Raw genomic sequence first — 24,039 nt, 5'->3', positions numbered from 1 at the left:
GCGACCCGGTGACGCGTCGAACATTGTTCGGGGAATCCCCGTCGCGGTATTTTTCAGCAAAGGTTATGACGGGGGCCACGTTACTGTTGAGTTGTATCATACCATGCCAGACATCAATGGGATACACCACGTAACGGCGTTCTGTGACGACCCGCAGGTGAACCACGACTTCTTCGTGGACGTGCTCGGTCTGCGATTCGTCAAGCGAACCGTCCGGTTCGACGTCCCGGAGAAGATCTACCACCTCTACTACGCCGACGAGACGGGGACGCCCGGCACCGTCGTGACGTACTTCCCGATGACCAACATGCCGATGGAGGAGGGCATGGTGGGCAAGGGGATGATGAGTTCGGTCGGCCTGACGATTCCCGAAGGCTCCGTCGACTACTGGACCGACCGCTTCGAGGACCACGATGTCGAGTACACGGTCGAAGAGCGCTTCGACGAGACGGCCATCGGGTTCACCGACCCGGACGGCCTCCCCTACGAACTCGTCACGGGCGAGTCCGACATCGAGCCGTGGACCGGCGACAGCGATGTCCCGGCCGAACACGGCATCCGCGGGATGTTCAACACGACGCTCCACTCGTCGGACCCGGCCGGGACGATGGACGTCCTCGAGGTCATGGGCTGGGACTGCATCGGCGAGGCGACCCACCCGCAGGCGGGTGACCGCTTCCGCTACGAAGCGCCCGGTGACGCGCCGTGTGGCCGGTACGTCGACGTCCTCATCCGTCCGAACGCGCCGACCGGCGTGATGGGCATCGGGACGTACCTCCACGTCGCGTTCCAGGTGGAGAACGACTGGGAGCAGGACCAGATAAGCGACGACCTCCGGGAGAACGGCTACATCACCACCTCGCGGAAGGACCGCGACTACTTCCACTCGCGGTACATCACCGAACCCGGTGGAGCCATCTTCGAGTACGCGACGATGGGTCCCGGCTTCGACATCGACCAGGACCCCTCCGAGTACGGCGACGAACTGAAGGTGCCGGAGTGGCTGGACGTCGACATCGAGCGCATCGAGGAGATGCTGCCGACGCTCGACACCAAGCGAAACCGGTAGACCGGTCGTCCCTCGTCCCCATTCTCTGCCGACGGTTTTTCTGGACCCCTCTCCGTTCTTCACTACCCCTCTCACTCCCGCTCGCGCGTTCTCTCGTCGCTTCGCCCCTCGTTTCTCGCTCCTGTCCCCTCGGGTCGACGCCAAGGCTTATTGCCTGCTGCTCGGTAGCGAGTGGCATGCGTGCAGCACGGTACTACGGGCCGCAGGACGTCCGCGTCGAGGAGGTCGAACCGCAGTCGCTCGGGCCGAATCAGGTACGCGTCGAGGTGGCGGCGTGTGGCATCTGTGGCTCGGACCTCCACGAGTACGCCGCCGGACCCATCACCATCCCCGACTCCCCGCACCCGGTCACCGGCGAGTCGCTTCCCATCACCATCGGCCACGAGTTCGCCGGCACCGTGACGGAGGGGGGCGACGGCGCCGAGGTCTCCACTGGAACCGAGGTCGCGGTCAACCCCATCGTCTGGTGTGGCGACTGTCGGTACTGCGCCGAGGGGAACTACCACCTCTGCGCTTCGGGCGGGTTCGTCGGCCTCTCGGGCGGCGGTGGCGGGTTCGCCGAGAACGTCGTCGTCTCGGCCGACCAGGTCGTCCCGCTCCCGGAGGCGGTGCCCGTCGAAGTCGCGGCGCTCGCCGAACCGTTCACCGTCGGCGTCCACGCCGTCGAGCGTTCGGGGCTCGGTCTGGGCGACAGCGTCGCCGTGTTCGGGAGCGGTCCCATCGGTCTCGCCGTCGTGCAGGCCGCGGCTGCCACTGGTGCAGACCCGGTCTACGTCTCCGAACCGAACCCCCACCGACGCGAGTTGGCTGAAGAGTGCGGTGCCGACGAGGTGCTCGACCCCACCGCGACCGACCCGGTGGAGTACCTGACCGAACGGACTGATGGCGGTGTAGACGTGACCTTCGAGGTCGCTGGCGTCGAACCGTCGCTGAATCAGGCGCTCACTAGCACCCGGTCGGGAGGGACGACGACCATCGTCAGCCTGTTCGAGGAGGCGGTGTCGATTGAGCCCATCCACCTCGTGACCGCCGAACGCACCGTCGTCGGCACGGCGGCGTTCCACGGCGGCCCACGCTCCGCCGAGGAGTTCGGGGTCACGCTCGAGAAGTTTGCCTCGGGTGCCTTCGACCCGGAGCCGCTGATCACGTCGCGAATCGACCTGGGCGACGTCGTCGACGAGGGGTTCGAGCGACTGCTCGACGAGGAGAGCGACGCGGTGAAGGTCCTCGTCGAGCCGTAGCCAGCGACGAAACGAGAGTACGGAGGACTACTCCGGACAGAACATCTGGACGGGGCCGTTCGAGTGCGTGATGTTCAGTTCGAGTTCGTTGACGACGCTGAGCAACAGGTCGGGTATCTCCTCCGTGAGTCGCTGTTCGCTCATCCGGTGACGGGGGCCACAGACCCCACACGCGCCGACGACGTTCCCGTCGGGGGTCAGCGGAACCGAGACGGCTTCCAGGCCGTTCGTGCTCTCCTCGCGGTTCAGTGCGAACCCCTGTTCCCGGATCGTCTCCAGTTCCTCGAGCAGTTCGTCCAGGTCGGTGATCGTGTTCTCGTTGGCGGCTGGCAGGCCGACCCGGTCGACGAGTCCCCGAACCTCGGCCTCCGAGAACTGCGAGAGCATCGCCTTCCCGCCGGCCGTCTGGTTCATGAAGAGGCGGCGACCCAGGCGGGTTCGCGTGTGGACGCCGTTGCTCCCGTTCTCCCGGAACAGCGTGATCACCCGGTCTTTCTCCGGGATAGCGAACAGGGCGACCTCGTTCGTCGTCTCCGCCAGGTCCTGGATCTGCGGTTTGATCAGCTCCGACCCGATGTAGTTCGCGCGGAGGTAGCCACCGTAGTCGAGGAAGCGGAACCCCAGCGTGTACTGGTGGCCACGCTTCACGACGAAGTCGTGGCCCATCAGCGTCGTGAGGTGTTTGTACACGGCGCCCTTCGACAGTCCCGTCGCGTCCACGATGTCGGTGACTCGTCCACCACCCATCGCTTTCAGCGCCTCGACGATCTCGAACGACGTCTCGACGGCCTGGACGCCGTTCTTCGACCCCGCGGAGTTGTGTTGGTCGTTGGCTTGCCCCATGACCCGAACCAGCACCCACTACCAGAAATATTTTACCATGGGTAAACCGATTCCTGGCTCCGTTTGTATTGGGTAACCACATCCATATATTCGATGTACGTGTGATGGAGACGAACGCCAGCCGCCGACCGGCGGTCGGAACAGAGTGTAGCACGAGCACGTTGGACAGCCACTCTCGCGGTCGTCACCCTGTCGCTCGACCGTGGAAGCACAGAATAGCCGCAGAGTGGTACCTCGATGGCTGTCGTACACCAACTCGCTGGCGGGACGGAATCTACTTGAGAGCCGGCGAGGGCGGTCAGGCGGCGCGAACTGTTCCTCCGCGACCACGCGGGCGATCCCTCGGGACGAGAAGACGTACCAAAATCGGTTTCACTGTCAGATATTGCCGTTCCCGAGACGAAATATGTGACTTTACTCCTGTCTGCCTCCAAACCATACGAAAATACGAAATATAGGCCGAATAAGACGCAATTCGTATTTTATAACGGGGTAAACTCGTCAAATGGTGCTTTCTATCCCTCGTGTACAGTATCGGGTGCGAGAATGACTCATGAAACGACCAAACGCTGGTGGGGTCCGTCGGAGCAGTGAGATGGCGACAGCGGTCGGCACAGTTGCTTCTGGATAACGAAAATAGGCTTGTTACGAGGGGGCTGTCTCGTTATCGAGTGGTGCCGGCGACCGTATCGATTCGCTCCCGAAGAGTACTCCAGATGAGATTTCAGGTTATAACAGGAATACTGTTGTTATGAACGCTGGTGGTCTCCGGCTCTGAGTTCGTCGGACCGGGCACTCGAAGAGTCGTCTTCGACCACTGTGACTGGCATTCGGTGATCGCACCTTCGACCGTCGCACGTGGTGTGGTGGTGAATGACATTCTGTACGAAATATGGGAACTCGGCTGAACCACCCTACGTCGAATCCGATAACGGTATGATACGAAAAGGGTGGTAATAGAAATTACTGAAGAGGCGTTCGACGAATCGGGAATCACCGGGCCTAATCATCGATCGTAAAAGACCGTTCGAATATCGCGAACACTGACAGAAGTCGATAGATACGACTGTCCTCACCGTCGAGATACACTTACGACTACTCTCGAGCGCTCACGGTTCGCGAAGCGGGAGGCCAGAGGCAAAATTACTGAACGTATATCGTTCAGTGCGGTAGTCGTCGTGAATATCGTCAGTGCACCGATCGATGAAGATGTCGGTGTCGGTCGAGGGGGTTCATTGGTTACCATTGTCGAGGGGGGATGGTCTCGTCTCACCTCATCGTACTCGAATCGGACAGTAGAGCAAGATACGGGACGCATTTTGGGACCTCGCCTCCTGCAGTTCCTCTGAGGGTTCTCTCACTGATTCGTCCTAGCACTGGTCGAACGGGACGTGATGGTGGGGAACCGACCGGTCCAGCCGGTGAGAACATCGTTTCACATATACCGAACCGTTATTGTCCATCGGAACGACGCATACTCTATGACCGCCCCCTCCCCTGGCCGGGAACTGACGACGGTGACGACCGCGATCGACGTTCTGGAGTACGTCAAACAGTGCAACGGGGCGACGATGGCCGAACTCGCCGAGGAGTTCGGCGTCGCGAAGAGTACGATCCACGGGTACCTGTCTACGCTGGAACGGAACGGGCTCCTCGTTCGCGAGGACAACGAGTATCTGCTCGGTCTCCGACTCGCGAACCTGGGTGAACACGCCAAGGTAAGGAACGAACTGTATCCGTTCGCGGAGTCGAAGGTGGGACGGTTGGCCGACCGACTCGACGAGGGGGCGAACTTCCTCGTCCCCGAGGGCGACCGGATGATCGGGCTGTACTGCAAGCAGAACAACCCGAGAGACCCGATATTCACCGTCGGCGAGTACTTCGATCTCCACAACACCGTCAGCGGGAAGGCGGTGCTCGCGGAGCTCCCCGACTCCCGACTCGAAGCGACGCTCGACCGCATCGAACTGGAAGCGACCACGCCCAGGACGATCACGGACCGGGCGGAACTCCGGACCGAGATAGAGCGAGTCCGCGAACAGGGGTACGCGACCATCGACGGCGAACTGGTCGAGGGACTCCGGTCCGTCGGTGCGGCCGTCACGTACCCCGATGGGCGCATCTTCGGCGCGTTCGGTGTCGGCGGTCCCGAGTACCGTATCGACGACCAGCGACTCCGCTCGGAGTTCGTCGCCGTACTGCTCGAGGTCGTGAACGAACTGGAGGCCGACATCGAGCGGGAACTGCAGGAGGAGTCCACCGTCGACTGACGGCGTGAGCGGCTACCGGCACGGCACCGATTCCGCCGAATCTCGCCGTATCGTTCCCCAACACAGGTTTTTTGTACGGGAGTATCGACGCTACGGGTAGATGGCGTACATCGTCCGGATGCCCAAGATGGGCGTAGAGATGCAGACGGGGATTCTCCTCGACTGGCACGTCGAAGAGGGCGACGCCGTCGAGGACGGCGACGTGCTCGCGGAGATCGAATCCGAGAAGACGACCGCCGAGGTCACCGCCCGCGAGAACGGCGTGTTCCGCCACAGAGTGCTGGAGGCGGGCGTCGAGGTCCCCCCGGGCACCGCACTGGGGGTCGTCGCGGACGCCGAGGCAGCTATCGACGACCTGCTGGCCGACATCGAGGAGGAGAACGGCGAGGTCGACGCGGCGACGGGCGGGGCGTCCGCAGATACCGCGGCCACCGCGGTGACCGACGACCAGGGACAGTCGCATGGGGGGTCGGAGTCGTCGCGCGTGGCGCAGTCGTCGGCTGGCGGCCCGTCGACCGAGCAGCCAGCCGCGGGTGAGTCGACCGGCGACGGGCGGGCGACGCCGAAAGCGCGGCGACGGGCGTCCGAGGCCAATCTGCCGCTGTCGTCGGTCAGTGGCTCCGGTCCGAAGGGTGCGGTGACCGAGGCGGACGTGACCGCTACGCTCGACAGCGGTTCGTCGTCGGCCCCGGGCGGGGCCACGGTCGAACGAGCCGGGTCGACCGCGGCACCGGCGACGCCCCGGGCCAGGAAACGGGCGTCTGATCTGGGTGTCGACCTTGCGACGCTGTCGGGGAGCGGGCCCGGGGGAGCGATCCGCGCAGCCGACGTCGAGTCGGCCGGTGAGGGAGGCACGTCCGCGACCCAGCAGACATCCGGTGACGAGGTCACGTCGGTCTCGTCGGGCCAGGACGGGCGGACGCTGGTCGAAGAGCGGCCGCTCGGCGGGATGCGCTCGACCATCGCTCGACGGTTGAGCGGGAGCTGGGAGGCTCCACACGTCACCGTCGACAGGCGCGTCGACGCCGAGGCGCTCCTCCGGGCGAGTTCGGCGGCCGACGACGTCGTGTCGGTCTCCGACATCTTGCTGAAGGCGGTCAGCGTCACGCTCGGCGAGCACCCGGCGTTCAACGCGACGTTCGAGGACGACACCCACCGACTGTACGAGGAGCACAACGTCGGCGTCGCCGTCGACGTCGACGCCGGACTGGTGACGCCGGTCCTGCGGGACGTCGAGTCGAAGACTGTCACCGAGATCGCGTACGAACGCGGCTCACTGACGGAGCGAGTACAGGGCGGCCGACAGCGTCCGGGCGACCTCCAGGGCGGGACGTTCACGGTCTCGAACCTCGGCGTGTTCGGCGTCGACACGTTCACGCCCATCATCAATCCGCCGCAGGTCGCCATCCTCGGCGTCAACGCCATCCGCGAGGACCCCGCCCGGACGGAGACGGGCATCGAGTTCAGACGGACCATCGGGTTCAGCCTCTCGTTCGACCACCGGGTCGTCGACGGGGCCGACGCGGCGCGGTTCCTCGACACGCTCGCCACGACGCTCGAAGACGCCCCCGACCTCGTCTGACGGTTCTCCCACGCGCTCGGGACCCTCACCATCGAAACCACTATGTGCGAACGTAGGCAATCGATTCTCGATGACGCAGATTGACTTCGGCACAGCCGACGGTACCGTCGAGGCACTCCGTCGGATGCTCCTCGCGCGGGAGTTCGAGGACACCGTCCAGGACCGGTTCGCCGACGGAGAGATACCCGGTTTCGTACACCTCTCGCAGGGCCAGGAGGCGGTCGCGGTCGGCGTCTGCGGGACGCTCACCGTCGACGACTACATCACCAGTACGCACCGAGCGCACGGCCACAGTATCGCGAAGGGACTCGACCCCGACCGGGCGCTGGCCGAACTGTACGCGAAGGAGACGGGGTACTGCGAGGGGAAGGGTGGGTCGATGCACGTGGCCTCCCTCGAAGAGGGGATGCTCGGTGCGCAACCCATCGTCGGCGCGAGCGCCCCGCTGGCGGTCGGTGCCGGTATCACCGCCCAGTACGAGGACGCGGACTGGATCTCCGTCGCGTTCGTCGGTGACGGCGCCACCGCTGCCGGGCAGGTCCACGAGGCGTTCAACCTCGCCGCCACGTGGGGCCTGCCGGTCGTATTCGTCGTCGAGAACAACCTCTACTCGGAGGGGATGCGGTTCGACGAGCAGCACAACGTCGAGGACCTCGCTGACATGGCAGCGAGCTACGGCATCCCCGGCGAGATCGTCGACGGACAGGACGTCGAAGCGGTACACGACGTGATGGCAGAGGCGAAGGCGCGCGCCCTCGCCGAGGGACCGACGCTGATCGAGGCGAAGACCTACCGCTACCGGGGCCACTTCGAGGGCGACCAGCAGCCCTACCGTACCGACGAGGAGATCGAGGAGTGGCGTGAACACCGCGACCCCATCCGGAACTACGCCGACACCCTCCTCGACGAGGGTGTCATCACCGAGGACGACTACGAGGCGCTCCGGAACGAGGTCGAGGCCGTCATGGAGGAGGCACTGGCGTTCGCCAGGGAGAGCGAGGAGGCCCCCGCAGAAGCGGCGTACGACGACGTGTTCGTCGACGCAGTGCCCGACGTCGAGGCGCACAGGAGTCGACTCGCGCGCGAGGAACCGGACTGGGGGGCGTACTGATGGCCCAGTCCGACGCGCGCAGCGGCGACGGCACCGAGACGATGACCGTCCGCGAGGCCATCCGGCAGGGGCTCCGCGAGGAGTTACAGCGCGACGAGCAGGTGATGCTGTACGGGCAGGACGAACGCGACGGCGAGTCGTTCGAGGTCACCGCTGGCCTCTACGACGAGTTCGGCGGTCGACGCGTGAAGAACACGCCCATCAGCGAAGCGGCACAGGTCGGTGCCGCCGTCGGTGCGGCGGCGACCGGCCTCCGACCGGTCGTCGAACTCAGCTTCTCGGATTTCATCGGGGTCTGCTTCGACCAGATCATGAACCAGGTCGGAAAGACCCGGTACATGTACGGCGGCGAGAGCGAGGTACCGCTCGTCCTCCGCGCGACGGAGGGTGGGACCGTCAGCGCCGCGGCCCAGCACTCCGGGACCGTCCACACGCTCGTCTCCCACCTGCCCGGCATCAAGGTCGTCGCGCCCGCGACGCCAGCGGCAGCGAAGGGCCTCATCAAGGAGAGCATCCGGTCGGACGACCCGGTGATGTTCTTCGAGAACAAGTCCATCTACAGCGAACGCGGCGAGGTGCGCACTGGCGAGCAGACGGTGCCACTGGGCGAGGCGAGCGTCGAACGGACCGGCGATGACGTCACCGTCGTCGCCACCCAGCGACTGTTCGGCGAGGCGATGAACGTCGCCGACGACCTGGCCGGCGAGGCGGACGTCGAGGTCATCGACCCGCGGTCGCTGTACCCGCTCGACACCGAGACGATACTGGACAGCGTGGCGAAGACGGGTCGGCTGGTCGTCGCCGACGAGAGCCCGATGTCCTACGGGTTCCACGCCGAGGTGATGGCCCGGGTGATGGAGGAGGGGTTCTTCACGCTCGACGCCCCGCCACAGCGCGTGGGCGTCGCCGACACGCCGATACCGTTCGCGCCGGGCCTCGAAGCAGAGGTGCTGCCGAGCGCTCCGGATGTCGAACGCGCCGTTCGTCGCGTTCTCTGAGGGCCGAGAGTGGGGTCGTCGGACTCGACGACCGTCCCCGAGACGAGGCGGCCGCTGTGCCCCGCTTCGTTCGGGTTAGCTGGTGTGAATCGCTTCGTCGAGAGCGTCGGCACACGCCTCCATCACCGCCTCCGACAGCGTCGGGTGCGGGTGGACGGTCGCGCTGACGGCGGCCGGAGAGAGACCCGCCTGGATCGCGACACAGAGTTCGCCGACGAGTTCGGAGGCGTCCGCACCGACGACCTGCGCGCCGAGAATCGCGTCGCTCTCCGCGTCGACGACGACGCGGACGAATCCTTCTTGGCTGTCGGCGGTCAGCGCCCGGCCGTTAGCGCCGAACGGCATCTCCCCGACGACGGGGGAGTAGCCAGCGTCGTCGGCGTCCGTCTCCGAGAGGCCCACTGTGGCGACCTCGGGGTCGGTGAAGATGACGGCGGGTATCGTCCGATTCGCCATCGACGCGTCCTGGCCGGCGAGCACCTCGGCCGCGACGTGGCCCTCCGCGCTCGCCTTGTGCGCGAGCATCGGTTCGCCGGCGACGTCGCCGATGGCGAACACGTGGTCGAGGGACGTCCGGCACCGCTCGTCGACGTCGACGAACCCGCGCTCGGTCGTCTCGACGCCGAGATGCTCCAGTCCGGCGGTGTCGGTCACGGGCTGGCGACCGACGGCGACGACGACCCGGTCGGCCTCGTGGTCCGTCTCGGTGCCGTCCTCTGCCGCCGTCGAGACCACTACGCCCGACGAGCCGACCGTACAGCCCGTCGCTCGCTGCCCGAACGCGAACTCGACGCCGAGCGATTCGAGGTGCTCGCGGAGCAGCCCCCGTAGCTCGTCGTCCCAGCCGGGGAGGACGTCGTCCTCGAACTCCACGACGCGGACCTCGGTCCCGAGCTTCGCGAACAGGGTCGCCAGTTCGAGGCCGATGTACCCCGCCCCGACGACGACCAGGCGTCGCGGGACGTCGGCCATCGAGAAGACGTCACGCGAGGTGAGGACCGCCTCCTCGTCGAACGGGAACGTCTCCAGTTCGACCGCTCGGCTCCCCGTCGCGACGACCGCACGGTCGAACGCGAGGTCGTTGTCGGTCCCGTCGGGCGTCGTCACCGTCGCGCTGTGCTCGTCGACGAACCGGGCGTGACCGTCGACGAGGTCGACGCCCGCTCCGCGGCAGAGCGCCTTCACGCCGTCGGTGAGCCGGGCGACGACGCCCGCCTGCCACTCCAGGAGTTCGTCCCAGTCGACGTACGGGTCGGCGTAGATGCCCATCGACTCCCGGTGGCCTGCGTCGTGGACGACGTCGGCCGCCGACAGCAGCGCCTTCGACGGGATACAGCCGTAGTTCAGGCAGACGCCGCCGAACGCGTCAGCGTCCACGAGCGTCACGTCGAGTCCGAGCTGTCCGGCCCGAATCGCGGCGACGTACCCGCCGGGGCCAGCACCGACTACCAGGACGTCCGTCTCCGTGGGGGGTGAGGACATTGTCACCGGATAGGTCACTCGCGCGGTGATAGTTCTTGTGTTCCACGGGGCGTCGCCGGGTCGGTAGGCGACTCGCCGCACGTCGCACTGGCGAGGACCGCCGTCTCCCGCCGCACGCTCACCTGATGGTGTAACCGCCGTCGACGACGAGCGTCGTCCCGGTCACGAACGACGTCAGGTCCGAGGAGAGCGCCACGACCGCTCGACCGATGTCGGCGGGGTCTCCCATCCGCCGGAGGGGGATGTCGTCTCGGGCGACCGACCCGTGGCCGTCGCCGTCGTTGAGCCCGCTCATCGTCTCCGTCTCGGTCGGACCGGGGCAGATGGCGTTGACCCTGACGCCTCGCGGCCCGTACTCCTCGGCGACGTGCTTCGTGAGGCCGATGACGCCCCACTTCGACGTGGTGTAGTGTGCGCCCGCCAGCACGCTGATGCGCTTGCCCGCTATCGAGGAGATGTTGACGATGGACCCGCCACCCGAGCGGGCGATGAGGGGCGCACCGGTCGAACAGCAGTGGTGGACGCCGTCGAGGTTGACCGACATCACCCGCCGCCACCCCTCGGGCGATATCTCGTCGTACTCCGCGGGGTCGATGATGGCCGCGTTGTTCACGAGGACGTCGAGACCGCCGAACCGGTCTTCGACCTCGTCGAACAGCAGTTCGACCTCGTCGGGGTCCGAGACGTCGGCTTCGAGCCCGACCACCTCGCCTCCGGCGTCGGTCAGGTCCGCCGCCGTCTCCTCCAGCTGGTCACCGTCGACGTCGTTGACGACGACGGTACAGCCGTACGACGAGAGCGTCTCCGCGATTCCGCGACCGATTCCCCGGGCTGCACCGGTCACCAGCGCTGTCCGTCCGTCGAACTCGCTCCTGCTCACACTCATCTATGGCTTGCGACAGGGTCGACCCTGATAAATCCTCGTTTCGACCCAGCGTTTACGAGAGCGGGTCGGAATCCCGCGTCGGCGTCACTCGGCGTCGACGGGCGGGACGTCGTACCCGTCGGCGATGCGACTCGCTGCCGCTTCGAGGCGGTCGAGGTAGTCCGGGAGGTCCGCTGCCAGTATCGGGTTGCCGTGGATGGGTGCGACCGCCGACACCTCGTACCGGTCGAAGATGTCGTCGAGCGCTCGCCGGAGTTTGGCGGGGTCGACGTACCGGAGCCAGACGAGGTTCTCGGCGTGGTACCGGTAGATGGCCTCGACCGGAACGCCACCGTCGAACTCCGTCGAGAGGCGGTCGCACCCGTCGTCGTGGTAGTTGCCGAACCCGTCGGCGGTGAACAGCACCTTCGACTCGTCGTCGTGTATCCACGTCGTGTGCGAGCGGTCGGCGAGCGGGGGGTCGACGAACGAGAACGTCCGCCCGAGGACGTCGAGGTCCTCCCCGATGACGCAGCGCCGGGCGTCGCTGAGCCCCTGGATGGCCGGCGACCCGGAGGAGGCGACCAGTTCGACGTCGGCCCACTCCTCGCGGAACGGTTCGACGTTCGCGGAGTGGGGGTAGTCCGAGTGCGAGAGGAGTATCGCGTCGATGCCCGCGCCGTCGGTCGCCGCCTCGATGGCAGACCGTATCTCCGCCTCGTGGTGGAACGAGCCGGAGTCGACGAGGAGGTACGAGCCGTCGTGTTCGACCAGGTAGACCGAGACGTGTTCGTGGTGGCCCTCGACCGGGTGACAGACCGACAGCCACTCCACCGTCGGGGTGAGTCGTCGCGCCATCCTCGTCACCCCAGCGCCCCGATGCGGTCGCGTCGTTCGATCTCGGCGACGACGTCGGTCATCCGTTCGAGGTACTCCGTCGCCCGCTCCCGGATGACGAGTCCGTGCGTCGGGAGCACCAGTTCGGGGTCGTACGTCTCGACGACCCGGCGTATCTCGCGCTGGACCTTCTCGACGTCGACGTACTGGTGCCAGAACAGGACGCGGCCGTGGAACTCGACGAGCTGGTCGAGCGCGAGGTCGCCGTCGAGTTCGTCGACGCAGGTCAGTCGGTCGGCGTGGAGGTGTGGGAACCCCATCCAGTCGACGGGGAGCAGCATCTCGCGGGTCCGTTCGGTCATCCACAGCGAGACGGGCGCGTCGAGGAACGTCGCCTCGTGGAAGGCCACCTCGAACCCGCCGAGGTCGATGTCGTCGCCCTCGCCGACGTGCATCGCCTCGTCGAGGTGGTAGAGGTCGTGGCCGTTCCCGTACCGCGGCGCGACGAGCGTGACGTCGTCGTACGCGTCGCGGATGGCCGACGCGTTGCCAGCGTGGGGGACGTCCGGGTGCGAGACGACGAGGTAGTCGAGCGACCCGCCGTCGAGCGCGTCGTCGAGCTCCGCGAGTATCTCGTCACGGCTCGCTGGCGAGAGTGTGTCGAACAGCAGCGACTGTTCGCCCTCGAACAGGTACGCACACTGCGGTATCCGGACCGCCGCCCCCGGCTCGTACCAGTCCGGGCCGTCCCCGTCTTCGACGACCATCCCGCGCCGGTCCGGCCCCGGTTCGTAGAACCAGTGGAGTCCGGGCAGTACCTCCCGACCCATCAGTCCGTCCTCCCGGGCCGTCGGCGTCGACGGGGTGTCTCTGCTGGGCGCTGCCTCCGTGCTGCTGTCGAACGCCACGGGCGACGGCGGGGCCGTCCGCGGGCGGGTCGAGTGCGTGGTAGACGAGTCATCGGTGGGTCCCCGGCATCCTGCCGCGGGTGCGTTCTACGTGACCCCACCGCACAATAAGCGTACGTGAACTGGCCGCGGCGTTCCGGGCTGTCGGTACGTCGGCTGGCGTTCGTCGGTCGGGGTCGTCGGACCGGGCCCGTCAGGCGTCGCCCGGGTCCGTCCCGTCCGGGGTGAGCGCCGCGTGGACGAGGTCCGGGTCGTACTCCTCGCCCGGGAGCTGGCGGCGGATGGCCGTCTCGGCGTCGTCGACGGGGAACACGTGGGAGTTGATACGGGCGACTGCCTCCGCGTTCCGGCCGAGGATGTCCATCGCCCGTTCGACGTCGAGGGCCTGGCCACGGCCGCCGAGCAGCGATATCTCGTCGACGACGACCCGGTCGAGGTCGACCGACACCGGTTCGCCCGACATCCCGACGAGGACGACCGTCCCCCGCTCCCGGACGACGTCGATACCGAACTGGAGCGCGGGCGCGGACGGTGCGGCGACGACCACCACGTCGTACCCGTCAACGATAGCCCGTGCCTGCTCGACCGCACCCTCCTGGTCGGAGAAGACGGTGTGGGTCGCACCGAGCTCCTCGGCCACCGAGAGCTTCGTCGCGTCGGCCTCCAGTCCGAACGCCGCGATGGGTGCCGCGCCCGCCTCGCTGGCGACGACGGTGGCCGCGAGTCCCTGTGCGCCGGGGCCGACGACGGCGACGCTGTCGCCCGCGGTGACGCCGCCCTTCGTGAGCACCCACCGGACGCCGTTCCCGACCACGGTGCCGAGACAGGCCGCACGCGGCGGGACGGCGGTCGCGTCGTGGACGCGGGAGTCCGGGTCGAGGTACATGTAGTCGCCGTAGCCGCCCCACAGGTGCGGAGGCTCGTCGGCGGAGATGGTCACGCCGTAGGCCCGTCCCTCCTCGCACATGTGGTAGTTCCCGCTCAGGCAGTTCCGACAGCGCCGACACGGGACGTACGGTTCCGGCACTACGCGGTCGCCGACGGTCACGTCCCACGCGTCGAGTGTCGCCGGGTCGCCGTCCACGATACGCCCGACCACCTCGTGCCCGAGGACGACGGGAGCGGTCCCCATCGCCGACTTCCCCCCGTAGAGGCCGACGTCGGTCCCGCAGACCGACGTCATCTCGACCTCGAGCAGTGCTCCCTCGGTGACCGACTCGGGGCGCTCGAACGTCCGCGGTTCGAGGCGGCCCGGCTCCGCCAGTACCATCGATGTCGTCTGCATGGTGACGACTCGACGAACCGTCGGCACCGGTATGAGTGTTCCTCCCACTCGACCGGTCCCCGGACCCTCCATCGACCCCGTCCGTCCGACGGGTGTTTTTTGCTCCCCGGGCGGGAGGAGAGGGCATGGACGAGCTATCGGCGGCCGAACTCGACGAGTTGAGCGACGCCATCGGACTCCCGGTGGACGACGCGGAGATGGACGACCTCGTTGCGACGGTCGCGACGCTCCGCGAGGACCTCGACGAGGTGGACGCCCTGCCGACGGCGGGGACGGTGTCGGTGAGCGAGCGCCGGTGGTCGCCCCCGGAGTCGAACCCCTACAACGCCGTCTCACGGTGGTGTGACGTCCCACCGACGGCGGACCACTCCGGGGAACTCTCGGGGGTCGAGGTCGGTCTCAAGGAGATCATCGCCGTCGCCGGCGTGCCGATGGAGTGCGGGTCGGGGGCGATGGCGGGGTACGTCCCTCGTCGGGACGCGACGGTCGTCGACCGACTCCGCGAGGCGGGGGCAACCGTCACGGCGACGCTCGCACTCGACGAGTTCGCCGGCAGCGCCAGCGGCACGACGGGGGTCGACGGCCCGATTCGGAACCCCCACGACCCCGACCGGACTGCGGGGGGGTCCTCGGGCGGGAGCGCGGTCGCCGTCGCCACGGACGACGTCGACGTCGCGCTAGGAACCGACACCGGCGGCTCGGTCCGTATCCCGGCGTCGTTCTGCGGCGTCGTCGGACTGAAACCCTCCTACGGGCTGGTTCCACTGACCGGAGTCGGCGAGAACACGTACACCCTCGACCACGTCGGCACCTTCGCGGACTCCGTCGAGACGACGGCGCGCGTCCTTGACGTGCTCGCGGGCCGTGGCGAGGCGGACCCGGCGAGCCTCCAGGCGGCTGGCAGAGCGGGCTACCGGGTCGGGAACTACGAGGAGGCCGCCGGGACGGGGAGCGTGGGGGAGGTGACGGTCGGCGTCCTCGAAGAGGGGTTCGGCGACGGCGTCTCGGCGGCCGTCGCCGACCACACGCGAGCGACCGTCGACGGACTCGACGCCGAGGGGGTGGCCGTCGAGTCGGTCTCCGTCGAGCACTTCGCCGCCGGGAGGGCGGTCAAGAACCTACTCAGTCTCACCGAACTCGCGACGCTCTGGCGCGACGGCGGGGTGCCGTACCGGCGAGCGAGCGTCGTCGACGACGGCTACCGGGCGGGGTTCGCCGCCCGGTCGCGCGCGTCGGGCCGACGACTCAGCACGTGGTACAAGAGCAAGCTCCTCGCCGGAGCGGCTCTGGTCGAGCGCGACCACGGCCTGCGGTACGGGAGAGCGCAGGCGGCCCGCGACCTGCTCGCGCGCGAAGTCGCCGACGCCCTCGACGGCGTCGACTGCCTGCTGTTGCCGACGATGCCCGAGACGGCTCCTCACCTCGACGACGCCCCGTCGCCCGACTTCGACTACGCCCGGAACACCCGACTGGCTAACGTCACCCGCGTGCCAGCCATCACGCTCCCGAACGGGACCGTCGACGGCCTGCCGGTCGGCCTCCAGCTCGTCGCCGGAGAGTTCGAGGAACGGACGCTGCTGCGTGTCGCCTCCCACCTCGAACCACGGCTCGGGTAGTCAGCGTTCGTCGTTGGCGTCGAGGGCGTTCCGGACACGTGCTATCTCGCGGTCCCGGCGACGGACGACGGACTCGAGAGACTCGTCGTACTCGTGGAACCCCGCGCCAGCAGCGACGCCCTCTCGGCCGGCGTCGAGCAGGTCGTCGAACCGTTCGCTCGGCGTCTGTCGCGCGGAGAGTTCCGGGTACAGCCCCTCGGCGATGGTCCGGAACAGGTCCACGCCGGAGATGTCGACCGTCTCGAACGGCCCGACGGTCGCGGTCCGCAGCGCGTACCCCTCCCGGACGGCGGTGTCGACGGCCTCGACCGAGGCGATGCCCTCGTCGACGATGTGCATGCACTCCCTGAGCACCGCGAACTGGACGCGGTTCCAGACGAACCCCGGCGCGTCCCGCTGGACGCGGATGGGCGTCCTGTCGACCGACTCGACGAGCCGTTCCAGTTCGTCCATCGTCTCGTCGCTCGTCGCCTCGCCAGGGACCAGTTCGACGAGCGGCATGACGTACGGTGGGTTCCACCAGTGACAGCCGACGATGCGGTCGGCGTACCGCTCCGCGCCCGCCGCGATGTCGGTGATGCGAAGCCCCGAGGTGTTCGACGCCAGTATGGCGTCGTCGGGGGCGGCCGCCCCGACGTCGCGGAACAGCGCTCGCTTCACGTCGATGTCCTCGGAGACCGACTCGACGACGAGCGCTGCCGACGAGACGCCCGCATCCTGGTCGAGCGTGAACTCGACGCGTTCGAACAGTTCCTCCGCCGTCGTCTCGGCGAGCGACTCCTCGACGAGGAGGTCGACCGCGTCCGCGATTCGCAGCCGAGCGTCGTCGAGGTTCGCCTGACGGTGGTCGACGAGCGTCACCCGGTGGCCGTGTCGCGCGAACTGGACGGCCAGCCCCGCACCCATCGTCCCGGCACCGATGACGGAGACCGTGGTCGGTGAATCCATACCTCGACACTGCCGCCGGCCGGCTTAAAACTGGAGGTCGCCGCGGGCCCCTCGTCGCCCGGTCTCACTCAGCGGCCCGGTCGAGCAGCCGTCGCTGCTGCTCGACGACGGGCCGGTCGACGAACGTCCCCTCGAAGGAGACGACGCCGGAGTCGGTCTCCTCGAACGCCGCGACGAGGCGACGCGCCCGGTCGAGTTCCCGCTCGGTCGGCGCGAACCCCTCGTGGACGTCCGGAATCTGGGACTCCGCGATGGCCATCTTGCCGTCGAACCCGATGCGACGCGCCTCGCGGGTCTCCGCACGGAGTCCGGCGGCGTCCTCGCAATCGAGGAACACGGTGTCGAGCGCCCGGCAGCCAGCCGCGCTGGCCGCCATCGAGACGAGGTACCGCGGGAGGTAGACGTCGGCGTCCGTGTCGAGTGCCGACAGGCCGACGTTCATCCGGAAGTCGACCGAGCCGAACGCGAGCGCGACCGTCCGGTCGCTCGCGGTCGCGATCTCGTGAGCGCGGAACACCGCCTCCGGCCGTTCGACCAGCGGGACGAGACCGACGGCCGACGACGCCGCGTCGAGGACATCGGCGACGATGTCGACCTCCGTGGCGCTCCGGACGTCGGGGACGACCAGTGCCTCGGGTGCGCCGTCACAGTCGAGAACGGCCGCCACGTCGGTCAACGCGTACTCGGTGTCCAGCCCGTTGACGCGGATGTACAGCGTGGGGTCCGACGGCGACCACTCCTCGACGGTCCGCACTACGACCCGCCGGGCCGCCTCCTTCGCCGACTCGGCCACCGTGTCCTCCAGGTCGAGGATGACGGCGTCAGTACTGGACCCTCTCGCCGATTCGACGGCCCCCTCGTCGTCACCGGGGACGAACAGGTAGCTCCGGTCGCTCATCGGTCCTCCTGTAGCTGACGGAGGTGGTAGATGAACGAGTCGGTCCGAAGGTCGACGTCGTCGTAACCGAGGACGGCGTCGCGGTCGACGGTGTCGGTGACCGTCGCGCCGTCGAGCAGTTCGAACGGGACGTGATCGGCCTCGTCCGCCGTCGCGGCGTCTTCGAGGACGCCGTAGACGGTGTAGCCACCACCACCGTCGAGTTCCTCACCCGGTTCGAGCTCGCGTTTCGCCCGCGCGACCACCTCACCCGTTCGGTGACGGGAGGTGCCGGTCGGTTCGCCGTACAGGACGGCGTTGGCGATGCTGACCGACGTCTCGACGCCCGGGAGGTGGTACGGCCGGTAGAACACCTGGTAGTCGCCGTCGTCGGAGACGTAGTAGCCCGTCCCCGCGTTCTCCGCCATGTACGTTCGCGCTCGCTCGGTGGGCGTCGTCGTCACGACGAAGACGCCGAAGCTGATGTCGCGGTCGACGCTCGACCCGTCCGGATGCAGTGAGCTCACGGTGTCGACGACGCCCGTCTCTTCAAGCAGCCCGCCGTCGCGTTCCGGCCGCAGGAGGTCGGGAATCTCGGGGATCTCGGCGGTCGGGAGGTGCATCCCCGTCCGGTCGGGGCGCAGGCCGGTCGCGTTGGCGACGGCGCACATCTCGACGGCCACCTTCGTCCCGTCGAGGAAGGAGTTGTACATCCGCGCGTTCAGGTCGTGGGAGTCGACGAACGACTCGTCGAACCCCATTCGCTCGAACACGTCGTCGGGGGTGCCGTACCGGTACTCTTCGAGGTACGTGTTCCCCTTCCCGGCGGCCACGACGTCCAGTCCCACGGTCTCCGCCCAGTCGCACAGTTCGACGATGAGCGCTGGCTGGTCGCCGTACGCCATCGAGTAGACGACCCCGCACTGCTCGGCGAGTTCCGTGAGCGCTGGCCCGACGACGGAGTCGGCTTCGACCGTCGCCATCACGACGTGCGTGCCGTTCACGATGGCGTCGTAGGCGTGACGAGCGCCGAGGTTCGGGATACCCGTCGCCTCCACGACGACGTCCAGGTCCGCGCGCACCAGGTCGAGCCCGTCGTCGAGCACCGCTCGCTCGCCGCCGCCGATGGCCTCGGTCGCTTCTTCGGGAGTATTCGCCGTTACGACGGCGGCATCGTCCACGCCAGCGGTTCGATACGTCTCGGTCGCCTTCTCCGTGTCGACGTCCGCGATAGCCGCCGTCGTCATCCCGGGCGCACGCTCGACCTGCGTGACCGTGTTGCTTCCGAACAGTCCCGCACCGATGACCCCGACCCGGACCGGCGACTCACGGTCGGCGAGCTTTCGCGCTGTGTTCAGCATCGTCCGTCCCGTCTGCCGGTGGCCTACTAAGTGTGTTGCAGAGTGACACTCGAGGTGTGGGGCAGTCCGTAGACAGCGACCGGGTCTGTGTCCCGGTGAGACTGTCGTTCTCGTGGGGGCTTCGGCGTTCTCGACTCCCCAGCACCGTCGCAGTGCGAGGACCGTTGGGAGCCTTCGTCCGCCAGCTGAGGCGGAGCTTCCGATAAATATAAGTATACACACCATGGCTAGACAGTCGTTAACAATGGTAAGCAGACGGGACGTGCTAAAGACCGGTATAGGCGTATCTGCGGCTGGACTCGTCGGACTCAGTGGCTGTACCGACGCACTCGGGGGCGGGGGGAACGGAAACAACAGCAGTGGCGGTGGTGGTGGCGGGACGATCCGCGCCGCGACGGTGTTCAATCAGGACCACATCCAGGCGCAAATCCTCGAACGGGGTGTGAACAACTTCATCGAGAACGCCGAGGGCGACTACAGCCTCAACCTCCTCGCTGGCTCCATCGGGGGCGAGGAGGACCAGATGGAGGCGGCCGCGAGTGGCAGCATCGACGTCCACAGTACGAGCTACGGGGGGCTGGCGAACCGGTACGCTTCGGGGTACGGGTTCCTCTCGGCACCGTTCGTCGCCCAGGGCTGGGAGCACCTCCAGGCGATGGAGGCGGAGTACGTCGAGGGCGAGGACGGACTGAACAGCGTCCTCACCGAGGAGGGGAACCAGCGTGTCGTCCGGGCGGCGTACCGTGGCGTCCGTCACACCACGTCGAACAAGCCGGTCACCTCGCCCGAGGACCTCGAGGGCGTCCCGATGCGGATGCCGGAGATCGACTCGTGGATCGGTCCGTGGAACGCCATCGGCGTGGACGTGACGCCGGTCCAGGCGGACGAACTGTACTCCGCCCTCCAGACCGGCGTCGTCGAGGCGTCGGAGGGGCCGATCGGCCAGTTCGTCGACTTCAGCCTCTACGAGGTCCAGTCGCACTTCTCGAAGACGGGTCACATGACCCAGGCGTATCCGCAGGTCGTCAGCACGCAGTTCTGGGACAGTCTCTCGGACGGCGACAAGGAGACGTTCAACACGGCCATCGACGACGCGGTCAGCTGGGGGTACGAGACGATTCAGAGCGAGTTCGAGGAGCTGGAGCAGATGGTCCAGGAGGAACACGACACGACGATCGTCCCCGCCGAGGAGGTCGACCAGCAGGCGTTTCAGGAGGCCGCCGCTCCGAAGATCAGGCAACTGTTCGAGGAGAACTGGAACGCGAGCTACGACGACGTACAGAGCCTGGCGTAACCCCTCGACTGCGAACCCACCACCATTGACATCATACAATATCCTCGGGAAGGTCCACACGGCTCTGGAGATCATCGGCGTCCTGCTCGTCGGCGTCATCGGTGTCACGGTGACGCTCCGGATCGCCTCACGGCCCCTCGAATTCCTTCCCGACCTCCTCTGGACCGGCGAAATCGCGCGGTACTGTCTGGTCATCCTCACCATCGTCGGCATCCCGTACGCGATGCGGACCAACGACCACATCTCCATCCGGCCGCTCCTGAAGTCCCTCTCGGGGAACTACCAGTCGGTGCTGTTCATGGTAACGAACGTCCTCGTGCTGGCGTTCTGTCTGTTCATCGCGTACTCGTCGTACGTCGTCGCTGGCCGGACGCTCGGGAACCCGTTGCCGACGGTCCGGTGGCTGAACTACGGCTACGTCAACATCATCATGGCCGTCATGTTCCTCCTGACGGCGGCCTACACCGCCGCCGACACACGGGACCTCTGGCGGGAGTACCGGACGCCGAGCAGTGACGGCACCGACTCCGCCGACGCCACCACGGAGGCCGGGCGATGAGCGGCGAACTCCTGCTAGCAGCGGCCTTCCTCGTCATCCTGCTGGCGCTGTACCTGCTCGGAGTCCACGTCGCGTTCGCCATCGGCATCTCGTCGGTCGTCATCATGCTCCTGCCCTTCGGCCCCGGGTTCAACGTGCAGGTGGTCGCCCAGCGGTTCTACACGGGGTTGAACAGCTTCATCCTCATCGCCGTCCCGTTCTTCCTGCTCGCGGGACGCATCATGAACGAGGTCGGGATGACCGAGGACATCTTCGACTTCGCCGAGGAACTCGTCGGCCCCGTCCCCGGCGGACTCGGTCACGTCAACGTCGTCGTCAGCATGATATTCTCGGGGATGAGCGGCTCGGCGGTCGCCGACGCCGCCGGGCTCGGTGTCATCGAGTACCGCTCGATGGTCGACCGGGGGTACGACGAGAACTTCGCTGCGGGCATCACCGGCGCCTCGTCGACTATCGGGCCTATCATCCCGCCGAGCATCCCGATCATCGTCTACGGCGTGCTGGCGAACGTCTCCATCGGCGCCCTCTTCATCGCTGGAGTGATTCCGGGGCTCCTGATGGGACTCAGTCTGATGGCGACGGTGCTCGTCCTGAGCTTCCGCGGAGAGGAGGTGGGTTCGGTCCGATCGTACAACGCGAGTCGGCTCGGTCGGACGTTCCTCCGGTCGATTCCCGCGCTCGTGACGCCCGTCATCATCGTCGGGGGCATCCTGACGGGGATGTTCACGCCCACGGAGGCCGCCATCGTCGCGACCATCTACGCGCTGATAATCGGGTTCGTCTACTACCGGAGTCTGAGTCTCTCGATGCTCTACGAGACGACCCGGAAGACGTTCCTCGACACGGCCGTCCTACTGTTCATCATCGGCATCGCGAACCTCTACGGCTACCTGCTGGTCCTCTCGGGGGTTCCTGGCCTCCTCGCCGACCAGCTGCTGACCCTGTCGAGCGACCCGACGGTGGTCGTCCTCATCCTCGCGGTCATCTTCCTCCTGCTGGGGACGTTCATGGAGACGCTCGCAATCATCACTGTGATGGTGCCCATCCTCATCCCCATCTTCCCGGACCTCGGCATCAACCCGCTCTCGTTCGGTATCGTCATGATGGTCGTGCTGATGATCGGTATCGTCACCCCTCCGTTCGGTATCGCGCTGTTCTCGCTCGAAAGAGTGACCGACCGGGAACTGGAAGATATCGTCCGAGGGGTCGCTCCGTTCTACGTCCCGCTGGTGTTCATCGTCCTGCTGCTAATCTTCGTCCCGGACCTCATCCTCGCGCTCCCCCGGTCGTTCGGTCTCTACTGACCCGGAAGCGCGATTTCCGTTCTCGCCGCGGCGCTCACGTTACCGACGAGAAGAACGCGTCTATCTCCTCGTTCGCGCGCTCCGGACGTTCGTAATGCGCGAAGTGGCCCGCGTCCGGGAGACTGTCGAACTCGCAGTCAGAGAAGTACTCGTCCAGTCGGTCGGCCCACTCCACCCTGAGTACCGGGTCGAGTTCCCCCCAGAGGACGCGGGTCGGGATGTCTATCGTCGGCAGTGACGGCGCACCCTCGCGCATCAACCGCTTGCGGGCGTCGTCGGCCGCGACGTACCAGTTGAACCCACCCTGGAGGTTGCCCTCGCGCATGAAGTTGTCAATCCAGGCGTCGCGGTCCTCCCGGTCGAACGCATCCGGGTCGCCCGCCCAGTGAGAGAGGAAGTGGCCGATGTACGTCTCGCACGTCTCCCTGGACGCACCCACGAGGTCGGCGGCCCACGGCTGCTGGTTGAACGACTGGTACCATATCTCGCCGAGACGGTCGGCTCGGAGCCACCGGTCGCCGATACCGGGGTACGGGCAGTCGAAGAAGAACAGGCCGGTCACCGATTCGGGGTACTCGCGTGCGAACTGCTGGGCGACGAGCGCGCCAAGGTCGTGGCTCACCAGGCCGAACTCGTCGAGGTCGAGTGCCGTCGTCAGGGCCCGCAGGTCGGCGACGTGGTCCGCGACGGTGTACCCCTCCTCGGCCGGCAGGTCCGGCTTCTCGGTCGCGCCGAACCCCCGGAGGTCGGGTGCGACGACGTCGTAGCTCTCCGAGAGCGGGGTCAGGTTCCTCCGCCACGTCCGCCAGAACTCGGGCCACCCGTGAAGGAAGACGAGCGGCAACCCGGACCCCTCCCGGACGTAGTGGACGTCGATACCGTTGGCCGACACCTTCGAGTGAACTGGTGGCACAGGCGGTAGAGTGTGGGAAGGAATATCAAACAATCACACACGTATCCCTGTCCGTGAACTACCGTCGAGACGGCAGCTCTCCCCAGCATCCGTAAAAATTTTTGCACACCTCTCGTAGGGTGCCCAACGGACTCGTTTCGAGGGGTGGACGTAGGCTCCGATGTGCCGCCTCGAGGTGTAGTGGCTGGCATCCCTTTTCGTGGTCGCACTTGCTCACACGTACGGCCTCCTTCGATGGGGTACTCAGAGCTTCGATACGACAGCTACCACACGACCCCGTCGAGTCGGTCGATGAGGTCCGGAAACGACCGTCGGCGGGGATCGTTAGAGACCCCCTCTGAACGAACGAGAGCACGGAACGTCGGACTCCTCACACGGGCCCTGAAAGCGCGTGGGACGGCGTCGACCGGTGACGTCCGCTTCAGCCCCCCGTAGCAGTCGCTCTGCACCGAGTGGACTGCCACAGTGACCGGGTTACGACTCTCCACCTCCAATCAGAGCTCTTCGCCGTTTCACGGGCTCTAAGAGGTTGTTCTGGTAACCCCCGATAGTCCGGCGCGTGGTCTACGTTCCACACTCCGTCTCGTGGTGTGTTGGTTTCCCTAACAATTGGGCAGCTACTTTTGACCGAGTACACCGACGGCCAGTGACTCGGCCGCTCACTGCGGTTGGCGTC

The 24,039-nt window shown here is 66.9% G+C and carries 20 protein-coding genes; 10 read left to right on the top strand and 10 right to left on the bottom strand.

Features of this window, described 5'->3' with window-relative positions; all coding sequences use genetic code 11:
- Positions 1–103: 103 nt before the first annotated feature.
- Both MX571_RS19975 and MX571_RS19970 read left to right on the top strand, forming a co-directional pair.
- A complete protein-coding gene (locus MX571_RS19975) occupies positions 104–1,069 on the top strand; it encodes a VOC family protein (protein ID WP_247420634.1) in 966 nt (321 codons plus the stop codon).
- Between the two features lie 176 nt (positions 1,070–1,245).
- Entirely contained in the window at positions 1,246–2,310 is a 1,065-nt protein-coding gene (locus tag MX571_RS19970) for a 2,3-butanediol dehydrogenase (protein WP_247420628.1), read from the top strand.
- A gap of 27 nt (positions 2,311–2,337) precedes the next feature.
- On the opposite strand, the gene MX571_RS19965 is transcribed toward MX571_RS19970, so the two are convergent.
- Positions 2,338–3,153, bottom strand: coding sequence for an IclR family transcriptional regulator (locus MX571_RS19965; RefSeq protein ID WP_247420626.1), 816 nt, complete (start codon positions 3,151–3,153; stop codon positions 2,338–2,340).
- 1,481 nt (positions 3,154–4,634) lie between these two features.
- Between MX571_RS19965 and MX571_RS19960 the strand changes: the two genes are divergently transcribed.
- The 4 genes from MX571_RS19960 (at position 4,635) to MX571_RS19945 (ending at position 9,114) form a co-directional block, all read left to right on the top strand.
- Complete coding sequence (locus tag MX571_RS19960) at positions 4,635–5,423, top strand: IclR family transcriptional regulator (RefSeq protein ID WP_247420623.1); 789 nt, start codon at positions 4,635–4,637, stop codon at positions 5,421–5,423.
- A 100-nt stretch (positions 5,424–5,523) separates the two neighbouring features.
- Positions 5,524–7,005: a dihydrolipoamide acetyltransferase family protein gene (locus MX571_RS19955; RefSeq protein ID WP_247420621.1), complete on the top strand. Its 1,482-nt coding sequence runs from the start codon at positions 5,524–5,526 to the stop codon at positions 7,003–7,005.
- A gap of 70 nt (positions 7,006–7,075) precedes the next feature.
- Positions 7,076–8,116, top strand: coding sequence for a thiamine pyrophosphate-dependent dehydrogenase E1 component subunit alpha (locus tag MX571_RS19950; protein ID WP_247420619.1), 1,041 nt, complete (start codon positions 7,076–7,078; stop codon positions 8,114–8,116).
- Entirely contained in the window at positions 8,116–9,114 is a 999-nt protein-coding gene (locus tag MX571_RS19945; RefSeq protein WP_247420615.1) for an alpha-ketoacid dehydrogenase subunit beta, read from the top strand. The genes MX571_RS19950 and MX571_RS19945 overlap by 1 nt, the downstream gene beginning before the upstream one ends.
- A 75-nt stretch (positions 9,115–9,189) precedes the next feature.
- Here MX571_RS19945 and lpdA read toward each other — a convergent pair whose 3' ends face one another.
- The 5 genes from lpdA to MX571_RS19920 form a co-directional block, all read right to left on the bottom strand.
- A complete protein-coding gene (lpdA, locus tag MX571_RS19940) occupies positions 9,190–10,602 on the bottom strand; it encodes a dihydrolipoyl dehydrogenase (protein WP_379752020.1) in 1,413 nt (470 codons plus the stop codon).
- A gap of 112 nt (positions 10,603–10,714) precedes the next feature.
- The gene (locus MX571_RS19935) at positions 10,715–11,482 is read right to left on the bottom strand and encodes an SDR family NAD(P)-dependent oxidoreductase (protein ID WP_247420610.1); all 768 of its coding nucleotides are present in this window, start codon (positions 11,480–11,482) and stop codon (positions 10,715–10,717) included.
- An 84-nt stretch (positions 11,483–11,566) separates the two neighbouring features.
- A complete protein-coding gene (locus tag MX571_RS19930) occupies positions 11,567–12,319 on the bottom strand; it encodes an MBL fold metallo-hydrolase (RefSeq protein ID WP_247420607.1) in 753 nt (250 codons plus the stop codon).
- Positions 12,320–12,324: 5 nt separating this feature from the next.
- Positions 12,325–13,206 carry an MBL fold metallo-hydrolase gene (locus tag MX571_RS19925; RefSeq protein ID WP_247420606.1) on the bottom strand — a complete coding sequence of 294 codons (882 nt, stop codon included), beginning with the start codon at positions 13,204–13,206 and terminating at the stop codon, positions 12,325–12,327.
- Between the two features lie 193 nt (positions 13,207–13,399).
- Positions 13,400–14,491, bottom strand: coding sequence for a zinc-dependent alcohol dehydrogenase (locus tag MX571_RS19920; protein WP_247420603.1), 1,092 nt, complete (start codon positions 14,489–14,491; stop codon positions 13,400–13,402).
- A 125-nt stretch (positions 14,492–14,616) separates the two neighbouring features.
- On the opposite strand from MX571_RS19920, the gene MX571_RS19915 reads away from it, so the two are divergent.
- Positions 14,617–16,107 carry an amidase gene (locus tag MX571_RS19915; protein ID WP_247420601.1) on the top strand — a complete coding sequence of 497 codons (1,491 nt, stop codon included), beginning with the start codon at positions 14,617–14,619 and terminating at the stop codon, positions 16,105–16,107.
- Here the strand turns inward: MX571_RS19915 and MX571_RS19910 are convergent, their stop codons facing one another.
- The 3 genes from MX571_RS19910 to MX571_RS19900 all read right to left on the bottom strand — a co-directional run bounded on the left by MX571_RS19910 (position 16,108) and on the right by MX571_RS19900 (position 19,293).
- Positions 16,108–17,055, bottom strand: coding sequence for a 3-hydroxyacyl-CoA dehydrogenase family protein (locus MX571_RS19910; RefSeq protein WP_247420598.1), 948 nt, complete (start codon positions 17,053–17,055; stop codon positions 16,108–16,110).
- Positions 17,056–17,119: 64 nt separating this feature from the next.
- On the bottom strand, positions 17,120–17,953 hold the full coding sequence (locus MX571_RS19905; protein ID WP_247420597.1) for an HpcH/HpaI aldolase/citrate lyase family protein: 834 nt from the start codon (positions 17,951–17,953) through the stop codon (positions 17,120–17,122).
- Positions 17,950–19,293, bottom strand: a complete 1,344-nt coding sequence (locus tag MX571_RS19900) for an NAD(P)H-dependent oxidoreductase (RefSeq protein WP_247420594.1) — start codon at positions 19,291–19,293, stop codon at positions 17,950–17,952. The genes MX571_RS19905 and MX571_RS19900 overlap by 4 nt, the downstream gene beginning before the upstream one ends.
- A 244-nt stretch (positions 19,294–19,537) precedes the next feature.
- Here MX571_RS19900 and dctP point away from each other — a divergent pair, with 244 nt between their 5' ends.
- The 3 genes from dctP to MX571_RS19885 are packed head-to-tail and all read left to right on the top strand — an operon-like array spanning position 19,538 to position 22,450.
- Positions 19,538–20,587 (top strand): TRAP transporter substrate-binding protein DctP, encoded by a 1,050-nt coding sequence (gene dctP / locus MX571_RS19895; RefSeq protein ID WP_247420592.1) that lies wholly within the window; start codon positions 19,538–19,540, stop codon positions 20,585–20,587.
- Positions 20,588–20,612: 25 nt separating this feature from the next.
- Positions 20,613–21,146: a TRAP transporter small permease gene (locus MX571_RS19890; RefSeq protein ID WP_247420590.1), complete on the top strand. Its 534-nt coding sequence runs from the start codon at positions 20,613–20,615 to the stop codon at positions 21,144–21,146.
- Positions 21,143–22,450: a TRAP transporter large permease gene (locus tag MX571_RS19885; RefSeq protein ID WP_247420588.1), complete on the top strand. Its 1,308-nt coding sequence runs from the start codon at positions 21,143–21,145 to the stop codon at positions 22,448–22,450. The genes MX571_RS19890 and MX571_RS19885 overlap by 4 nt, the downstream gene beginning before the upstream one ends.
- Before the next feature lie 34 nt (positions 22,451–22,484).
- On the opposite strand, the gene MX571_RS19880 is transcribed toward MX571_RS19885, so the two are convergent.
- Entirely contained in the window at positions 22,485–23,363 is an 879-nt protein-coding gene (locus MX571_RS19880) for an alpha/beta fold hydrolase (protein ID WP_247420586.1), read from the bottom strand.
- Positions 23,364–24,039 lie beyond the last annotated feature (676 nt).

This window comes from Halomarina salina (genome assembly GCF_023074835.1).
Lineage (GTDB): Archaea > Halobacteriota > Halobacteria > Halobacteriales > Haloarculaceae > Halomarina > Halomarina salina.
The sequence above is the reverse complement of the archived record's forward strand: the minus strand, read 5'-3'. Positions and strand labels throughout refer to the sequence as shown.

Excerpts from the sequence above, each read along its gene's own strand:
- MX571_RS19975 (WP_247420634.1), top strand. The coding sequence starts at position 104 with ATGCCAGACATCAATGGGATACACCACGTAACGGCGTTCTGTGACGAC.
- MX571_RS19970 (WP_247420628.1), top strand. The coding sequence starts at position 1,246 with ATGCGTGCAGCACGGTACTACGGGCCGCAGGACGTCCGCGTCGAGGAG.
- MX571_RS19965 (WP_247420626.1), bottom strand. The coding sequence starts at position 3,153 with ATGGGGCAAGCCAACGACCAACACAACTCCGCGGGGTCGAAGAACGGC.
- MX571_RS19960 (WP_247420623.1), top strand. The coding sequence starts at position 4,635 with ATGACCGCCCCCTCCCCTGGCCGGGAACTGACGACGGTGACGACCGCG.
- MX571_RS19955 (WP_247420621.1), top strand. The coding sequence starts at position 5,524 with ATGGCGTACATCGTCCGGATGCCCAAGATGGGCGTAGAGATGCAGACG.
- MX571_RS19950 (WP_247420619.1), top strand. The coding sequence starts at position 7,076 with ATGACGCAGATTGACTTCGGCACAGCCGACGGTACCGTCGAGGCACTC.
- MX571_RS19945 (WP_247420615.1), top strand. The coding sequence starts at position 8,116 with ATGGCCCAGTCCGACGCGCGCAGCGGCGACGGCACCGAGACGATGACC.
- MX571_RS19935 (WP_247420610.1), bottom strand. The coding sequence starts at position 11,482 with ATGAGTGTGAGCAGGAGCGAGTTCGACGGACGGACAGCGCTGGTGACC.
- MX571_RS19930 (WP_247420607.1), bottom strand. The coding sequence starts at position 12,319 with ATGGCGCGACGACTCACCCCGACGGTGGAGTGGCTGTCGGTCTGTCAC.
- MX571_RS19920 (WP_247420603.1), bottom strand. The coding sequence starts at position 14,491 with ATGCAGACGACATCGATGGTACTGGCGGAGCCGGGCCGCCTCGAACCG.
- MX571_RS19915 (WP_247420601.1), top strand. The coding sequence starts at position 14,617 with ATGGACGAGCTATCGGCGGCCGAACTCGACGAGTTGAGCGACGCCATC.
- MX571_RS19910 (WP_247420598.1), bottom strand. The coding sequence starts at position 17,055 with ATGGATTCACCGACCACGGTCTCCGTCATCGGTGCCGGGACGATGGGT.
- MX571_RS19905 (WP_247420597.1), bottom strand. The coding sequence starts at position 17,953 with ATGAGCGACCGGAGCTACCTGTTCGTCCCCGGTGACGACGAGGGGGCC.
- MX571_RS19900 (WP_247420594.1), bottom strand. The coding sequence starts at position 19,293 with ATGCTGAACACAGCGCGAAAGCTCGCCGACCGTGAGTCGCCGGTCCGG.
- dctP (WP_247420592.1), top strand. The coding sequence starts at position 19,538 with ATGGTAAGCAGACGGGACGTGCTAAAGACCGGTATAGGCGTATCTGCG.
- MX571_RS19885 (WP_247420588.1), top strand. The coding sequence starts at position 21,143 with ATGAGCGGCGAACTCCTGCTAGCAGCGGCCTTCCTCGTCATCCTGCTG.